12 protein-coding genes are annotated in these 15,810 nt (G+C 45.6%); 1 reads left to right on the top strand and 11 read right to left on the bottom strand.

Features of this window, described 5'->3' with window-relative positions:
* Window positions 1-12: 12 nt before the first annotated feature.
* Both BS63_RS0106300 and BS63_RS0106295 read right to left on the bottom strand, forming a co-directional pair.
* Window positions 13-1,224, bottom strand: a complete 1,212-nt coding sequence (locus BS63_RS0106300) for a VldE C-terminal domain-containing protein (protein ID WP_028798497.1) — start codon at window positions 1,222-1,224, stop codon at window positions 13-15.
* 325 nt (window positions 1,225-1,549) lie between these two features.
* Window positions 1,550-2,071, bottom strand: coding sequence for an HXXEE domain-containing protein (locus tag BS63_RS0106295; protein WP_002959580.1), 522 nt, complete (start codon window positions 2,069-2,071; stop codon window positions 1,550-1,552).
* Between the two features lie 152 nt (window positions 2,072-2,223).
* On the opposite strand from BS63_RS0106295, the gene BS63_RS0106290 reads away from it, so the two are divergent.
* A complete protein-coding gene (locus BS63_RS0106290) occupies window positions 2,224-2,763 on the top strand; it encodes a TetR/AcrR family transcriptional regulator (RefSeq protein WP_002959581.1) in 540 nt (179 codons plus the stop codon).
* Window positions 2,764-2,966: 203 nt separating this feature from the next.
* Here the strand turns inward: BS63_RS0106290 and purH are convergent, their stop codons facing one another.
* The 9 genes from purH to BS63_RS0106245 all read right to left on the bottom strand — a co-directional run bounded on the left by purH (window position 2,967) and on the right by BS63_RS0106245 (window position 15,809).
* Window positions 2,967-4,514 carry a bifunctional phosphoribosylaminoimidazolecarboxamide formyltransferase/IMP cyclohydrolase gene (purH, locus tag BS63_RS0106285; protein ID WP_002959583.1) on the bottom strand — a complete coding sequence of 516 codons (1,548 nt, stop codon included), beginning with the start codon at window positions 4,512-4,514 and terminating at the stop codon, window positions 2,967-2,969.
* Window positions 4,511-4,708: a hypothetical protein gene (locus BS63_RS0106280; protein ID WP_002959584.1), complete on the bottom strand. Its 198-nt coding sequence runs from the start codon at window positions 4,706-4,708 to the stop codon at window positions 4,511-4,513. The genes purH and BS63_RS0106280 overlap by 4 nt, the downstream gene beginning before the upstream one ends.
* Entirely contained in the window at window positions 4,689-5,192 is a 504-nt protein-coding gene (locus tag BS63_RS1000000112190; RefSeq protein ID WP_002959586.1) for a hypothetical protein, read from the bottom strand. The genes BS63_RS0106280 and BS63_RS1000000112190 overlap by 20 nt, the downstream gene beginning before the upstream one ends.
* 55 nt (window positions 5,193-5,247) lie before the next feature.
* Window positions 5,248-5,802, bottom strand: a complete 555-nt coding sequence (purN, locus tag BS63_RS0106270) for a phosphoribosylglycinamide formyltransferase (RefSeq protein ID WP_002959587.1) — start codon at window positions 5,800-5,802, stop codon at window positions 5,248-5,250.
* A complete protein-coding gene (gene purM / locus BS63_RS0106265; protein WP_002959589.1) occupies window positions 5,802-6,821 on the bottom strand; it encodes a phosphoribosylformylglycinamidine cyclo-ligase in 1,020 nt (339 codons plus the stop codon). Before purM ends, purN begins: the two co-directional genes overlap by 1 nt.
* Window positions 6,822-6,889: 68 nt before the next feature.
* A complete protein-coding gene (purF, locus tag BS63_RS0106260) occupies window positions 6,890-8,335 on the bottom strand; it encodes an amidophosphoribosyltransferase (protein WP_002959590.1) in 1,446 nt (481 codons plus the stop codon).
* Between the two features lie 427 nt (window positions 8,336-8,762).
* Complete coding sequence (locus BS63_RS0106255; RefSeq protein WP_028798495.1) at window positions 8,763-12,488, bottom strand: phosphoribosylformylglycinamidine synthase; 3,726 nt, start codon at window positions 12,486-12,488, stop codon at window positions 8,763-8,765.
* Window positions 12,489-12,662: 174 nt separating this feature from the next.
* On the bottom strand, window positions 12,663-13,370 hold the full coding sequence (purC, locus tag BS63_RS0106250) for a phosphoribosylaminoimidazolesuccinocarboxamide synthase (RefSeq protein ID WP_002959592.1): 708 nt from the start codon (window positions 13,368-13,370) through the stop codon (window positions 12,663-12,665).
* Between the two features lie 129 nt (window positions 13,371-13,499).
* Window positions 13,500-15,809 carry an ABC transporter permease gene (locus BS63_RS0106245; protein ID WP_002959594.1) on the bottom strand — a complete coding sequence of 770 codons (2,310 nt, stop codon included), beginning with the start codon at window positions 15,807-15,809 and terminating at the stop codon, window positions 13,500-13,502.
* Window position 15,810 lies beyond the last annotated feature (1 nt).

Genomic DNA, 15,810 nt, shown 5'->3' with positions numbered 1-15,810 from the left:
GTTATGATTTTCTTAGTTGTTGAAGGAAACGTGGACGTGGTCCATGTGGTTGGCTGTGGCATCCCCGCGGTCTGGCATTTCATTCCAAGTATAAGCTGGTCCGTATTTGTTATCAGTTGGAGCATAGAATTTTTGCTGATAAATCACGTAAGAGATGTTATTAGCTTCCATGTTTGAAGTAGCGTAATCAGCGACTTCTTGACCGAGTTGGGTGTTATCGTAAGTCATAACATCGACAGCATTACCTGTACCGTGGTCGCCTGAATCACCTTCACGGTAGCCTCCGATGTCAGTTGTTCCATATTGGTTAGCTACGTTATTAGCAAAGTTAGCGGCTGACGGAGACATACCATCTGTGTTGACTGATGAATTTTGTGGCGCCGCTTGCTCGGTTGCTGACGGTTGCTCTGCTTCTTGAGCTGCAGGGGCTTGGTCTGCTTGAACCGACTCAGCTTCGACTGGAGTTGCTTCTACTGCCTGAGCCTGACTCTCAGATGCTGGTGCTGGAGCCCCAGATTGATTGTCTTCTGATGAAGCAGCTGGCAGTTCTGAACTTGCTGCTTGGTCGTTTGCTTGAGGAGCAGCTTGAGGAGCGGCTTGGGCTCCTTGGCCTTGGTCCGCTACTGGTGCAACTTGTTCAGCTGTTGCTGATTGCGCTTGACCTTGGTCAGCTACTTCTGATGTTGCTGCAGCTTGATCACTTACTTCAGAGGTTTGAGCTCCTTCAGATGCCGGCGCCTCAGGAGCTGGCATTGCTTGGCTATTATCAGTAGCTGGAGCTTCGCTAGAAGCAGGTGTTTCGATGGCATCTAAGGATGTGGTTGTATCACCAACGGTTACTTGGTTGTTAGACAGGTCAACAGAAGCTTGCGGTGCTGATTGATCGGCCGCTTGAATGGTCACGCCAGTAGCATTGTGGTTAGCATCGTAGGTAGCTGTGATGACTGTATCAGGGTAAATCACATTGATATCAGCAATGGCATTAACCTTGGCCAAAACGTTAACATCGATCCCCATTGCTTGAGCAATCGTGCTGAGGGTATCGCCCGATTTAACGGTATAAGTTGTGGTATCACCTTGGTTAGCCAAGTCAGCCTTAACTTCTTCAACTGAACGAGGTGTCCAGTTTTGGTTGGCATTTGCTTCTTCAGCTTGCACTTGAGTTGCTGCAAAGACAGATAAGGCAAGGGTTGAGGCTAGTAGCATTTTCTTGTTGAGTTTCATGTTATAGTCCCTTCTTATTTTAAACAAAATCTTCGGCTAAATCAGCCGTCACTCTCAATATATTTTTCAATATGGTATCCATCCTATCATAGATTTTTGGAAAATCCATCCCATCGGCTCACTTTAACAAAAGATTAGTCTGGCTGTAATATTCGTTACACAGTACTAGTTAGTAACATTTGCAACTAAACCACCCCCCTGTTTTGAATCGCCTAAAAATATTAACTTTTACTGGCTGGGGGGAAGCTTCTGTTGGGTAGCAGGATTAAAAAACAGCTAACAAAAAGACCCGACCTCTCGGACGAGACTCTGTCTGATAGCAGGTTTAGTCGCTTGGCCCCTGCTTATACTGTTCAAAGAAAACTTGAATTTTTGGCATGAGGCCATGGAGCCAAATAACATTAAGGAAAATGAGGGGCACCACTATCACTAGGTAGAGAAGAAATAGCCCAGGGCTTGTTACCGCCTGTCCATAATGAAGCAGCATAGGGATTACCAAGGGTAATTCTATGAGAGCAGTGACGACACCTGGGACATAACCCTTAAAGCTAAAACAGATAAGATAGTGGGGAATAAAATGGAGACTGTATCCCGCTAGAACAGCTAGATAAAAAAGTTGATTCCCACTGGCCTGACAATAGAGAGCAACCAGTACTAGAAGGAGCAATTCCTCCAGCACCCCAATAGAAAATGCTGAGCCATCCGTGACAGCACCAAAGAAACGGATCTTGAATTTTTCCAATTTGCGAGCTTCTCGTTGTTTCCACAAGGGCATCATGATGATTTCCTCAAAATCATGGATAATAAATAAAATTGGTAGAAACCAGTAGGTCATAATTAAAGACATTTTTTCTCCTTTACTTGAACTAAATTAACTTATAATAGAAATAAGTTGACTGTAGTATAGAAAAATGACCCGGCAAAAACAAGAGGTTTAAAGCATTTGACACAGTTTGCAGCAAAGTGTGACAGCTGCCAGCAAGCAAAGGAGATGAGATGATGCCATTAGACATTAAGCAAGAAATTGAGGAAGCCCTGTTTGACTTATTGGCTATTAGAAAATCACTCAAGGCCATCAGTATCGCTGAACTCAGCGAGCATGCTCAGGTTTCACGACGAACCTTTTACCGCTACTACAGGTCCAAGGAGCAGGTTCTAAGGGCTTATATCGACCGCTTGATGGACGATTACTTTAGACAGATCCAGACCATAGAACTTGCAAGTCCTGAAGACCTTATCCGCTTTTTCATCGGCTATTGGACCAGAGAAGCCGAACGAATGAAGGTTTTACAAGAGGCGAATTTGCTGGGCCTGGTTCCCAACCAGTTTTACAAGTCCCTGCCAAGATTCCGAGATATTATCAAGACAGCCCCTTGGCATCCCGCCAAGCAAGACCAAAAGCAACTACTCTACGACAGTCGCTATCTGGTGGGTGGCCTCTACAGTATCCTAGATGAATGGCTGCGGGAGGACTACCCAGAAATGGGCGTTGAGGAAATCACCAGATTAGCCCTCAATGCCAGCAAACGGATGCGGTGACATGAAAATTAGACCTACAAAACACTCAGCACTGGACCGATTGCATTAAAATGACGATAAAAGAAGAGATTGGGGAAAACTCCAATCTCTTCTTTTATCAATAAACAATTTTATGCAGCAGTTGATGATTAACGGCAAACACCATTATGGGTGAGCTAACTCTAGAGTCAAACCTTACCAAGTTTGTTCTACTCCCCTTTTCATCAATGTCTAAAGTGGCGAACGCCGGTGAAGACCATGGCCAGGCCATGCTTGTTGGCGGCGTCAATGACTTCTTGGTCACGGATGGAGCCACCTGGTTGAACGATGGCCTTGATACCGCTGGCTGCGATTTCTTCCACATTATCGGCAAAGGGGAAGAAGGCATCGCTGGCTAGGACTGCTCCGTCCAGGCGACCAGCTGCATGTTCCAAAGCGATCTTGACGGCACCAACCCGATTGGTTTGACCAGGGCCGACACCCAGGGTCATGTGGTCATTAGCAACAAGGATACCGTTAGATTTGACATACTTGATCGCCTTCCAGGCGAATTCCAAGGCTTCTTTTTCTTGTTGGTTCGGTTGACGCTCGGTCACGACCTGCCAGTCGGCTGGATTTTCCTTGATGGTGTCTTGGTTTTGCACCAGAAGGCCGCCGACCACGCCCGTGTATTCTGCTTCAACTTCACTTTGATCTTGGGCATCAAATGCTAGCTCCAAAATCCGCAGATTTTTCTTCTTGGTGGTCAAAATTTCCAAAGCCTCTGGAGAATAGCTTGGGGCAATGATGATTTCCAAGAAGATGGCGTGCATTTTCTCAGCCGTCGCTGCATCGACCTGACGGTTGAGGACAACGATGCCGCCAAAAATGGAAACGGAATCGGCTTCAAAGGCGTAATCCCAGGCTGTCTCAATGTCATCGGCCTGACCGATGCCACAAGGGTTCATGTGCTTGAGAGCGACGACAGTTGGACGGGTCTTGAAGTCGCGAATAATCCGGATGGCTGCATCGGCATCGCGGATATTATTGAAGGAAAGTTCCTTACCATTGAGTTGCTTGGCAGAAGCGATAGAGTAATCGGTTGGCAGACCCTTTTGGTAGAAATCAGCATCCTGTTGCGGATTTTCCCCATAACGCATAGCCTGCTTGAGGTCGTAGGTGATAGTCAGTTTTTCCGGCTTGCTTTCGCCAACTTGCTTGGTGAAGTAGTCTGCAATCAAGGCATCATAGGCAGCTGTATGGCGATAAACCTTGGCAGCCAAGGCTTGGCGAGTTGGATAGCTGGTTTGACCATCTGCTTGCAACTCTTCTAGGACCTTGGTATAGTCGGCAGGGTCAACGACCACGGTCACGCTGGCGTGATTCTTAGCTGCTGAGCGCAACATAGATGGTCCACCGATGTCGATATTTTCCACAGCATCAGCATAGGTCACATCAGGTTTGAGAATGGTTTCCTTGAAAGGATAGAGGTTAACCACCACCAAATCAATCAGCTCAATACCATTGGCCTTTGCAGCTTCAAGATGGCTGTCCAAGTCGCGACGGGCCAAAAGGCCACCGTGAATAGCTGGATGAAGGGTCTTGACCCGGCCGTCCATCATTTCTGGGAAGCCTGTCACATCGTCAATAGCAATGGTGGCAAGACCTGCCTGGTCCAAGGCCTTCTTAGTCCCACCGGTTGAGATGATTTCCCAACCTAAGTCTTTAAGGGCTGTGGCAAATTCAACAAGGCCAGTTTTATCGGAAACACTAATCAGTGCACGTTTTGTCATGATTTCTCCTTTGGTAGTTCAATTTTTGAAAAGTTTTTATCTATTTCGCCAAAAAATTTTTCCACTCTATCTTCCCCAAATTCAGTGATTAAACCTTCCTTTTGAAACTTAAAACTCTTAATTTTGTCCATAAAAGTATATTCCATTTTTTCATTGTATTCTACAATCATGTCCTTATAATTTTCGAGCATCATTTTTTGTGAATTTTCTAGTGAAAATACCTTTGCTTTCATGGCCAGTAAGTGGATCTAAAATTTTGGGCAAATAGATGACATTCCATGGGGCAGCGAATGCGTAGCAATTAAGTGTTTTACCAAATATATGTGATATTTGGTAATTTACTAATTTCTTTTTCTTATTACTATTCTTTTTACTATAGTCCGTGTATTTTTGTAAAACAGAAGTTGGCTTTTGGTTATTGCTTTTATCTATTTTAATAAAGTCAATACCATAAACGTGCTTATAAAAACACCTCAGCAATTCCTCAGATTCTCTATCTTTCTTATTACCAAATGTACGAACATAAACAGTATTGCCTCGCTTGTTTATGCCTTTACTTCTTTCATCAATTGACTGTTTTAAATCTTTCCAAGCTTCCTCTGCCTCTGGATACTCAATTTTATAAAGCGAAGTATTTGCAAAATTCCACAGCTCATTTAAGATATCTGTATCAGACATACTTGGAAAGACTTTTTCAAAAAAAGTTTATAACCATCTAATTCGTTATCATTCATCATTTCCTCTCCACTCCCAGGCTTTCTAGGACTTGGGGGTAGAGTTGGTACTCATGTTGGTGAATCCTTGCTTCAAAGCTGTCGATGGTGTCATCAGCTAGGCGGGGAACACGAACTTGCTGAATGACTTGGCCAGTATCGACACCGCTATCTACATAGTGCACGGTCACCCCCGACTGGTCAACGCCTGCATTCCAGGCATCTTCGATACCGTGAGCACCAGGAAATTCAGGCAGGTAGGCGGGGTGAATGTTGATAATTCGTCCCTGATAGGCTGCAAGCAAGGTCGGGCCAATAATTTTCATATAACCCGCCAGGACAACTAGGTCAATCTGGTGCTCGACCAGAAGGTCAACCAGAGCCTGCTCGTAGTCAGCTTTGCTGGCAAATTCCTTGAGCTCAAAAGCGAAACTGGCCACGCCCAGCTTTTTCGCCCGTTCAAGAACATGGGCATCCCGATGGTCACTAAAGAGCAGGTCTACAGGGAAATTTTCCGCGATGACCTGAAAATTTGAGCCGTTGCCCGAAGCAAAAACTGCAATCTTTTTGCCCATTACTTAATCACCACACTAGCCTCGGTCTTTTCGACAATGCGACCCAGCTCATAAACCGGCTCATCCGAGATTTCCTTGACTCGTTCAACCTTGTCAGGACTGACCGCCAGCATAAGACCAATACCCATGTTGAAGATTTCAAACATTTCTTGGTGCTTGATTTGGCCGTATTTTTCCAGAGCCTTGAAAATTGGTAGCACTGGCACCTGGTCTTCTTGGATTTCAGCTGCCAAATTGTCCGCAAACATGCGAGGGACATTTTCCACAAAACCACCACCGGTGATGTGGGCAATGCCGTTGACCAGACCTTCCTTAACCAAAGGCAGGACAGCCTTGACATAAATCCTAGTTGGCTCCAGCAGGGCCCCCTTGAGGGGCTTGCCTTCCAATTCCGGCAGAACTTCGTCACCCGTATAATCGGCGAAAACCTTGCGGACCAAGGAATAGCCATTGGAATGAATACCTGAGGAAGCCAGACCCAAGAGGACATCGCCAGCCTGCACCTTGGACCCATCAATAATCTGAGATTTTTCGGCGATACCGACCGCAAAACCAGCCAGGTCATAGTCATCCTGACCATACATACCAGGCATTTCAGCGGTTTCACCACCAATCAGGGCAGCACCGGCTTGGACACAGCCTTCGGCCACGCCAGCGACAACCTGCTCCAGTTTGGCCGGTTCGTTTTTACCAGTCGCCACATAGTCGAGGAAATAAAGGGGCTCTGCTCCAGCAGCGATGATGTCATTGACACACATGGCCACACAATCCTGACCGATGGTGTCGTGTTTGTCGTACTTGATGGCCAGCATGAGCTTGGTGCCAACGCCGTCCGTTCCTGAAATCAAGACAGGTTCCTTGATGCCAGTTTGACTCAGATCAAACATGCCACCGAAGCCACCCAGGGCTCCCATGACACCCAGACGTTCAGTCCTGGCTACGTGTTTTTTAATTCGCTCGACAACCTCGTAGCCGGCTTCAACATCAACACCCGATTGGGCATAAGCATTTTTAGACATAAGATTTTCCTTTTTTTCTATTGTATAAGAAGAGATTTGACTTTTCTCAAAGCCTACAAGTTAATCGCTTAGTTTCTAAAGAAAGAGGTTTTCTCCTTAAGACTTTGCAGGTAGCGTTCTTCATAGTCGTAGAGAGGGGTTGGGTAATCGCCATCGAAGTAGGCGACACAGAGACCACCATTTTGGGCATCGGTCTCCAGACCAACCGACTCAATCAGGCCTTCCTTGGACAGGTAGGTCAGGCTATCCGCACCAATAATCTGCCGGACCTCTTCCACATCGTGGTTGGCCGAAATCAATTCCCTGCGGCTCTGGATGTCAATGCCGTAAAAGCAAGGATACTTGAGCTCAGGGCTACCGATAGCCACATGGACTTCCTTGGCCCCTGCTTCCCGCAGAAGCTGGACAATCCGCCGACTGGTCGTTCCTCGAACAATGGAGTCGTCAATCATGACTACTCGCTTGTCCTTGACCACGCCCGAGACGGCCGAGAGCTTCATCCGGACCCCTTGCTCCCGCAATTCTTGGGTCGGTTGAATGAAGGTCCTTTGGGTGTATTGATTTTTAATCAGGCCCATTTCATTGGGCAGGCCAGATTCTTCAGCAAAGCCCATGGCTGCTGATAGGGAGGAATTAGGCACGCCGACCACAATGTCAGCCTCGTGATTGAATTCCTGAGCCAGGCAACGTCCCATATTCTTGCGGGCCGTATGAACATTGACCCCGTGAATAGTGGAATCGGGCCGGGCAAAATAGATATATTCCATAGAACAGATGGCAAGCTGAGTGTCAGTCGTGTAATTATCAAACTGAATCCCGCTGTCATCAATGATAACCAGCTGTCCAGGCTCAACATCTTGGACCCATTGGGCTCCGACCACCTCAAAGGCACAGGTTTCACTAGAAACCACCCAGGATCCATTTTTCATCTTGCCGATGGAGAGGGGCCGGAAACCATTGGGGTCCAGAGCAGCAATCAGCTTATCCTCAGCCATGAGCAGATAGGCAAAGCCACCCTTAACGGTATTGAGGGCCTCCTTGACCTTGTCAATAAAGTTGCTCTTGCGGATGTGGCGAATCAGGTGCATGAGAATTTCACTATCCGAGGTGCTGGAGAAAATAGCCCCCTTATCTTCCAACTCAGCCCTCAAAGTCTGGGCATTGGTCAGATTCCCATTGTGGGCCAGACCTAAATGGCCGTCGTGAAAGCGGAAATGAAAGGGTTGGATATTATCAATGGTCGCTTCACCAGCTGTCGCATAGCGAACGTGACCGATGGCACTCGTTCCTTTTAATTTTGCTAGGTCATCAGGGTTTCGAAAGACTTCTGAAACCAGGCCAACATCGCGGTGACGTTTGAGGTTGCCCGCATCATTGACCAGAATTCCAGCCCCTTCCTGACCTCTATGTTGTAGACTGTGGAGACCAAAATAGGTCACTTGGGCAGCTTGAGGATGTCCCCAAATTCCAAAAATTCCACATTCTTCATTTAAAGATTTTACTTCGTACGTCATTGTTTTTCCTAACGTTTCTTTTATGCTATCCTCTTTAAGTGCTAGCGGACGCAAGTCCTTACCTGCCTTCTATCACGAAAAGCAAACATACAGTCTCAGTTTTAGACGGTTGATCAGGGCGGAAAGCACTTGCAACAAACTTACTGGTTTTGCCATCGCCAGCTGAAAATGCCTGACAAAATTGGAGGGAGCAAAGTTGATGAAACCGACCAGCTTTGTGAGGTATCCCCCATAAAACGAACCACAGGCAGTACTGAGATAGGGTAAGGTGAGTTACCGATGCGACATTTCGTACAAACTGTCGATACTATGGCTTGTACGAAATTAGTAAGGGACATAAAGAGCTGCATGGCAGTTCTTGTAGCAGGCTCAGTTGTAAAAATTATGGGCTTGCCTGTCCGTTAGATCGTTTTGATTTCGAAGAGTATTATTTGCCAGTAAAGTAGCGAACCGCTGATTCAAAGAGCTTTTGGTCCTTGTTACCAGGGATGTTTTGGAAAAGTCCGGCTTCCCAGCGTTCTGAGTGACCCATCTTACCAATAATTTGGCCATTCTTGCTGGTAATACCTTCAATAGCATGGCTAGAGCCATTTGGATTGTATTTGGAATCCATACTTGGTTGCCCGTCAAAGTCAACATATTGGCTCCAAATTTGGCCATTGTCCCGCAGCTCCTTGAACTCTTGGTCGCTGACAACGAACTTCCCTTCCCCGTGGGAAACAGGGATAGCGTGAATGTCGCCAACCTCAAGATCCGCCAGCCATGGTGAATTGGTATTGGCAATCCGTGTTTCTACCATTTTAGCCACATGCTGGTTGGCATCGTTGTAGAAGAGGGTAGGACTGTCTTCATCAGCTTCTTCAAAATTACCATAAGGAAGCAGTCCGGATTTAACCAAGGCTTGGAAACCATTACAGATGCCGATGATGAGGCCGCCTCGTTCAACAAAGCTGTCAATTGCTTGGCGAACCTTTTGATTGAGCAGAATGTTAACAATAAACTTGGCAGAACCATCTGGTTCATCGGCGGCCGAGAAGCCACCGGCAAAGAAGATGATATTAGCCTTGTCAATCTTGTCAACCATGGTGTCAACAGAAGCTTCAATAGCTGCCGCATCTAAGGTGACGAAAGGCACTAATTCAACTTGGGCACCAGCTGCCTCAAAGGCCTTGGCCGAATCGTATTCGGAATTGGTACCTGGGAAGACTGGAATGTAAACCAGAGGTTTTGCAACCTTGACTTTCGCTTCTTTGACAGCATCTGTCGAGACGGCTGGAACACTCTCAAGGTTGGTTTCTTGCTTAAATTCTGTTGGGTAAACTTCCCCAAGTTTGCCTTCAAAGGCTGACAGAAGCTTGTCGCCAGATAACTTGACACCATTGACAAGAAGTGTAAAGTTATCGCTAGTTTGACCCAACTTGACAAGTCCGTCAATCTCAGCAGGAGAGCTAAAGACAAAGCCTCCCAGTTGACCTGTCAAGCTGGTGTCAAGCTTGTCAAGTTCAACTTCTGCCCCGATATGATTACCGAAGGTCATCAAGGCTAGGCTTTCCAGCAGGCCGCCATATTTAACAGCAGAGGCCGCTGTAATCTGATGCTTATCCTGGAGGCTGGCAAAGCTAGCAAAGTTACTCTTAATTAGATCAAAATCAATGGTTTGACTGAGGGCTTGACCAGGAATATAGTAGATATTTTCTCCAGCTGCCTTAAATTCAGGTGAGAGAACCTTATCGCTATCAGTTGTGGTTACCCCAAAGGCTACCAGGGTTGGCGGAACCGTCAATTCTTCAAAGGTACCAGACATGGAGTCCTTACCACCGATAGATGGTAGGCCTAATTGGCTCTGAGCCTCAATAGAACCCAGCAAGGCTGCTAGCGGTTGGCCGAAGCGGTCGGCCTGTTTGTCCATCCGCTCGAAATACTCTTGGTAAGAAAATCTTGCCTTAGACCAATCGGCACCAGTCGCCACTAGGCGAGCGGTCGCTTCGATAACAGCATAGGCTGCTCCGTGGTAGGGAGACCATTCAGCCAAGTAAGGGTTGTAGCCCTGAGCCATAACCGAGGCCGTCTTGGTAAGACCATGTTCAACCGGCAATTTTTGCACAGAACTTTCTGTCGGCGTGATTTGGTAACGACCTCCTAGAGGATGATTGACAGTTGAGCGACCAACCGAACTATCAAAGATGGTCTGCAGACCCTTTTGACTAGCGTGGTTGAGGTCGGCAAGAACTGCCAGGGTATCAGCTTCCAAGCTGGCTGGCGAAGTCTGACGAACCTCAGGCAGGTCCAGCTCTTTATCGACAACCTTGGCATCCACTACGACCCGAACACCGTTGGTATCGAGGAAGGAGCGTTCAATATTGACAATAGTATTACCATTCCAGGTCATGATGAGGTTTGGTTTTTCCGTAACTGTCGCCACAACGACAGCTTGAATATTTTCTTGGGCGGATTGAGCAATGAAGGTGTCCACATCTTCTGGACGAACGACAACAGCCATCCGCTCTTGACTTTCAGAGATAGCGATTTCGGTACCGTTAAGACCAGCATACTTGAGCGGAACCTTATCCAGATCAATTTCCAGACCATCCGCCAGCTCACCGATTGCCACGCAGACACCGCCAGCTCCAAAGTCGTTAGACTTCTTAATCAGGCGGGTTACTTCCTTCTTGCGGAAGAGGCGTTGAATCTTACGTTCCTCAAGGGCATTCCCCTTTTGTACTTCTGCACCAGCGGTTTCAACGGACTCAACCGTCTGCACCTTGGAAGAACCCGTCGCACCACCGACGCCGTCACGTCCGGTTTTACCACCAAGCAAGATGACAACATCGCCAGCCTCTGGTTTTTCACGGACAACATTTTCCTTAGGAGCTGCACCGACAACTGCTCCCAGCTCCATCCGTTTAGCAACAAAGCCTGGGTGGAAGTATTCTTTAACATAGGTCGTCGCTAAGCCGATTTGGTTCCCGTAGGAGGAATAACCATGGGCAGCCGTTTTCGAAATAACCTGTTGCGGCAACTTCCCAGCTCTGGTATCAGCAATCGGAGTCGTAATATCACCCGCTCCTGAAATCCGCATGGCCTGATAAACATAAGAACGACCTGAAAGTGGGTCACGAATGGCACCACCGATACAGGTTGCCGCTCCACCAAAAGGTTCGATTTCTGTTGGGTGATTGTGGGTCTCATTCTTGAACATGAGGAGCCAAGGCTCCTTAACCCCATTGACATCCACCTGGATTTCTACCGAGCAAGCATTGATTTCATCAGAAACCTCCAGGTCGTCCAGACGGCCATTGGCCCGCTCATAACGACCGAAAATCGTTGCCATATCCATCAAGGTCTGAGGCTTATCATCACGCCCCAATTCGTGTCGCATGGCCAAATACTTATCATAGGTTGCCTGCAACTGCTCCTGAAATTTGGACTGAGAAAAGTCAAGATTTCTAAGCTCAGTTTCAAAGGTCGTGTGACGACAGTGGTCAGACCAATAAGTATCCAAGACCTTGAGCTCGGTTTCTGTTGGCACCCGCCCCAATTTTTTAAAGTAGTCCTGAATGAAAACCAGGTCATCCACTTCCATAGCCAGACCTTCCTTGGCCTTATAGGCCTTGAAATCTTCAGCTGAGTAGCTGGCAAAGAAGTCGAGATTGGGAATGGTCTTGTCAGAAGCTGCAAAGGCCTGAGGAGCCAAGATTGCATCAATATCCTTAAAGCGAGAATCAACCGGATTCAGCAGGTAGTGCTTGAGGGCCGCCAATTCATCCTGGGCAATATCCTGATTGACCAGATAAAGCTGGGCTGTGTTGACCTGAACATCTGAACTGCCCCCAAGGAGCAGGAGGGCTTCCTTGGCACTGGCCGCCCTTTGGTCGAACTGGCCAGGCAGAGCTTCGATAGCAAAATAGGCAGAAGCTGCCAAGGTCTTTTCAATGTCGATCTGGTCCAAGACCTGATCGGTCACCCGTTCAGAAAAGATGTGAGCCTGGGCCTTTTCCAAAAGGTCTGCTGGGATATTGAACACATCATAGACCTGGATTAGACGCAAGTCTTTCAAGCTTGACAACTGTAAATTATGCCTCAATTCCGCCACCAGAGAGCTAGCCTTAACCTGAAAATCGGCCTTCTTCTCCACAAAAATTCGCTTATTCATGCTTTATTTCCTTTGTCTTAATTTCTTAACGCATACTCTTCAAAAATCAAAAGCTTCCGCCATCCACTCCTTGCACGGCCATGCCTTGCGAGGTCGGTTGGTTTTGCCATCTTTGTGAGATGGGCGGAGTTTCTGCTCCCGCCCACTTTTGATTTTCAACGACAATTAATTTCCTTAGTCTACCCCTTGCAGTTTTTCCAAAACAACTTCGTAGACATCGGTCAGATTACCCAAGTCTCTGCGGAAAACATCCTTGTCCATGTGATGGCCTTCCTTGTCCCAAAGGCGACAGTTGTCTGGTGAAAATTCATCCGCCAAAATAATCTTGCCATCCTTGTCGAAACCAAATTCCAACTTGAAGTCAATCAACTTGAGACCAATTTGACTGAACCAGTCGCTCAAAAGACCGTTGATCCGACGAGTTTCTTCCTTAAGAAAGGCAATCTGCTGATCATCGGCAATATCCAAAAACTTGACGTGATCATCATTGATAAAAGGATCATCCAGCTCATCATTTTTATAGTAAAACTCAACAATCGGCGTCTCAAACTTGATGCCCTCTTCCAGACCGAAACGCTTGGCGAAAGAGCCCGCCGTATAGTTCCGCAGGACCACTTCCAAAGGAATGATTTTGACCTTTTTATTGAGTTGTTCTGTCTGCGACAACTGCTTAAGAAAGTGGGTCGCCACACCAGCCGCATTTAACTTTTCAAAAATTAAGGATGAGATTTGATTGTTCAGCACGCCCTTGCCCTTGATGGTCTCCTTGCGAGCCCCATTGAGCATGGTTGCCTGGTCCTTGTAGACCGATACAATCTCGTTCTCATCCTCAGTCGTATAAATATCCTTGGCTTTACCAGTGTAAATGAGTTCTTTTTTCATGAAAATGTTCGCCTTCCCTTTTTGTTCTCCTAAATTTTAACATATATAGGAAGAAGGTTCAATGTTTTACAGACAATACAAAAAACAAAAACAAAAATAGTTCGCTATTCACGAACTATTTTTGTTTTGCTATTCTGTTAAAAGAGAATAAGGGACAATCGTTTTTATTGACCGAGATAAAAACAAACTAATTGCAAAATTTAACCCAACAAAAGCTAAAGCAAGAAGAAACAAAACTCCTAATGAAACTTGAAAATGGTTTTTATAAACTCCAACCAGACCTAAAACTTCCTGATTTAGTAAGGGAATGAGAGAGATAGCTAGCAGAATGGATAAAAATGCGGCCAGTATTATAACAGGAATAAAGCCAAAAATTAACTGGAAAATCAGTTGCTTATTGGACCAACCTAGAGCCTTATAGATGCCTAGCTCCTGCTTGCGTCTGGTAATCAGTGAATTAATAACCACAAACAAAACTAAGCTAATCATAAATATGGAAAGTGTAAAGACAGCACCTAAGACAAGAGCAATAACTCCCGTATAGAGCCTACTACCAGTCTTAATAACTTGATCGTAATTAGTAACCTTTAAAGAACTATTCGAATGGTTCTTCCTGTATTCTTTTATGAAACGCCTGACAGACGCTCCTTTCTTCAGATAAACATTCAAATGATTCAGTCTCGTTTCAGTAATCTTATGATAGCCTGCCGCCGTCAATTCACAAACCTGTCCTTGATTGTTGACACTTTGGACATAGCCTGTAACTTTATAGGTGTGAGACCTGCCATTATTATCCAGTCTAATCCAATCACCAATTTTATAATGATGAGCTAAGGCACTGCCAATTGCCACCTCATCACTGGTCGAGGGGTTTCTACCTTTATAAATAATATCATTAGTCAACTTAGAGAAGTCTGGTGTTACAAATGCTGTTAGACCTCCATCAGGACCATTGACAGACTGAGTAGAATAGTCTAAAACTTGTTTAACTCTGGAGTCGCTTTTAAGCTCCTTTTTTATATTTTGTAACTCTTGAGGTTTGTCTACAGTAAAAATAGCAGAAGGGAGCTCTTCTGAAAGGGTTCTTAAAAAATTGTCGGGCTTACCGGCGGTATTATAAAGCAGTGTCCCTGAGAAAGCGAGTAACATCATGAGTCCTACGGTTAAAACAAACAGTAGCATATTTTGCCAAAAAGACGCAAATACTTGCTTTAAGATTAAAGCCCCCGAGATTCCTAGCTTAGAATTTGCTAGGGAAAAATGATTCGAGAATCGCCGAGTAGAGTCTGTTCTCCTAACAGCATCAATAGGGTTGAAGCGATGAATTTTTCTAGCACAAAGATAAGTTAACCCACCTGCTACTCCAGTCACAAACACCACAATCAGACACAGAGCATAGCTATCAAAGGTCGGCTGAAAGGAGAATCCCGATTGAACTGCTAAAAAGGAAGCGAGAAAAGGAAGAACCAGATAGGAGGTTAGAACCCCCGTAACCGTAGCTATCATAGCCACCAATAGATAAGGAAGCACTTCTGAAAAGATAATCTTAGCACTGGTATAACCCATTGCCTTAAGCACCCCCATATTAACCACTTCTGATTTAAGGTGATTTTGAATTCGAAAAGCACTCAAGAATAAGCTAATGATAAAAACTATCCCAGCTACTGCTATAAAAATAGCAATCAATAAGGTGCTCATCATGGTTCTCGCCTGCTTGACGGTTTTACTATCTTTAATAAGCACAGCTGCAATACCTTTGTCAGACAAGAGCGAAGTCAGTTTTTTCTTCACCACACTAAGATCTGATGACGAACTTACCTTTAGAGAATATTCCGCAACTGAATGTGCCTCTTCTTCCTTGAATAGAGACTGATAAGCATTATGGGGAAGATAGATCCCAATAACATTAGTACCGTAATTGCCGTACTGCATCTCTTCCACGGTCCCAGCGACAGAATAGGTGTAGTCCTTTTTGCCTATAGTGTAGCGTATTTTAGAACCAAGGGGAAAGCCTCCTAGTTTGGAGATATAATTAGGGATATAGACACTCTGACTGGCCACTTTACTAGATTTTGACAACTCAAAGCGATTCAAATTCCTTTTCTGACTACTGTCGTAGAAAACTGTTGTCATTTCAAAGTCTGTCCCTGCAAAATGATGAACCTTAGCCTTGGTAAAAATCCCTTGATGACGCTCTACAAGAGTCACCCCCTGAATTTTATCAATCTCTTTTAATAGGTCTTTACTGTCTTGTTTCTGGGAAATCAAAACATTCAACTGAGCAGTCTTTAATCTGTTAAAGTTCTGATCATAGGCTTTTGATGTTTGAAAAGAGAGAACGAGGGATAGATTGACAATGACCGCTGTCAAAAAGAGCATCAAAGCGAAAGAAAAATAGTGACGCTTTTGCTTCCTGAGATTTTGAAAAGCAAGAAACATA

The organism is Streptococcus sobrinus DSM 20742 = ATCC 33478 (assembly GCF_000686605.1).
In the GTDB taxonomy this organism is placed as follows: Bacteria; Bacillota; Bacilli; order Lactobacillales; family Streptococcaceae; genus Streptococcus; species Streptococcus sobrinus.
This window is presented reverse-complemented; position numbering and strand designations above follow the sequence as displayed.

Coding starts and splice junctions, on each gene's coding strand:
- BS63_RS0106300 (WP_028798497.1), bottom strand. CDS start 1,224: ATGAAACTCAACAAGAAAATGCTACTAGCCTCAACCCTTGCCTTATCT.
- BS63_RS0106295 (WP_002959580.1), bottom strand. CDS start 2,071: ATGTCTTTAATTATGACCTACTGGTTTCTACCAATTTTATTTATTATC.
- BS63_RS0106290 (WP_002959581.1), top strand. CDS start 2,224: ATGCCATTAGACATTAAGCAAGAAATTGAGGAAGCCCTGTTTGACTTA.
- purH (WP_002959583.1), bottom strand. CDS start 4,514: ATGACAAAACGTGCACTGATTAGTGTTTCCGATAAAACTGGCCTTGTT.
- BS63_RS0106280 (WP_002959584.1), bottom strand. CDS start 4,708: ATGATGCTCGAAAATTATAAGGACATGATTGTAGAATACAATGAAAAA.
- BS63_RS1000000112190 (WP_002959586.1), bottom strand. CDS start 5,192: ATGTCTGATACAGATATCTTAAATGAGCTGTGGAATTTTGCAAATACT.
- purN (WP_002959587.1), bottom strand. CDS start 5,802: ATGGGCAAAAAGATTGCAGTTTTTGCTTCGGGCAACGGCTCAAATTTT.
- purM (WP_002959589.1), bottom strand. CDS start 6,821: ATGTCTAAAAATGCTTATGCCCAATCGGGTGTTGATGTTGAAGCCGGC.
- purF (WP_002959590.1), bottom strand. CDS start 8,335: ATGACGTACGAAGTAAAATCTTTAAATGAAGAATGTGGAATTTTTGGA.
- BS63_RS0106255 (WP_028798495.1), bottom strand. CDS start 12,488: ATGAATAAGCGAATTTTTGTGGAGAAGAAGGCCGATTTTCAGGTTAAG.
- purC (WP_002959592.1), bottom strand. CDS start 13,370: ATGAAAAAAGAACTCATTTACACTGGTAAAGCCAAGGATATTTATACG.
- BS63_RS0106245 (WP_002959594.1), bottom strand. CDS start 15,809: ATGTTTCTTGCTTTTCAAAATCTCAGGAAGCAAAAGCGTCACTATTTT.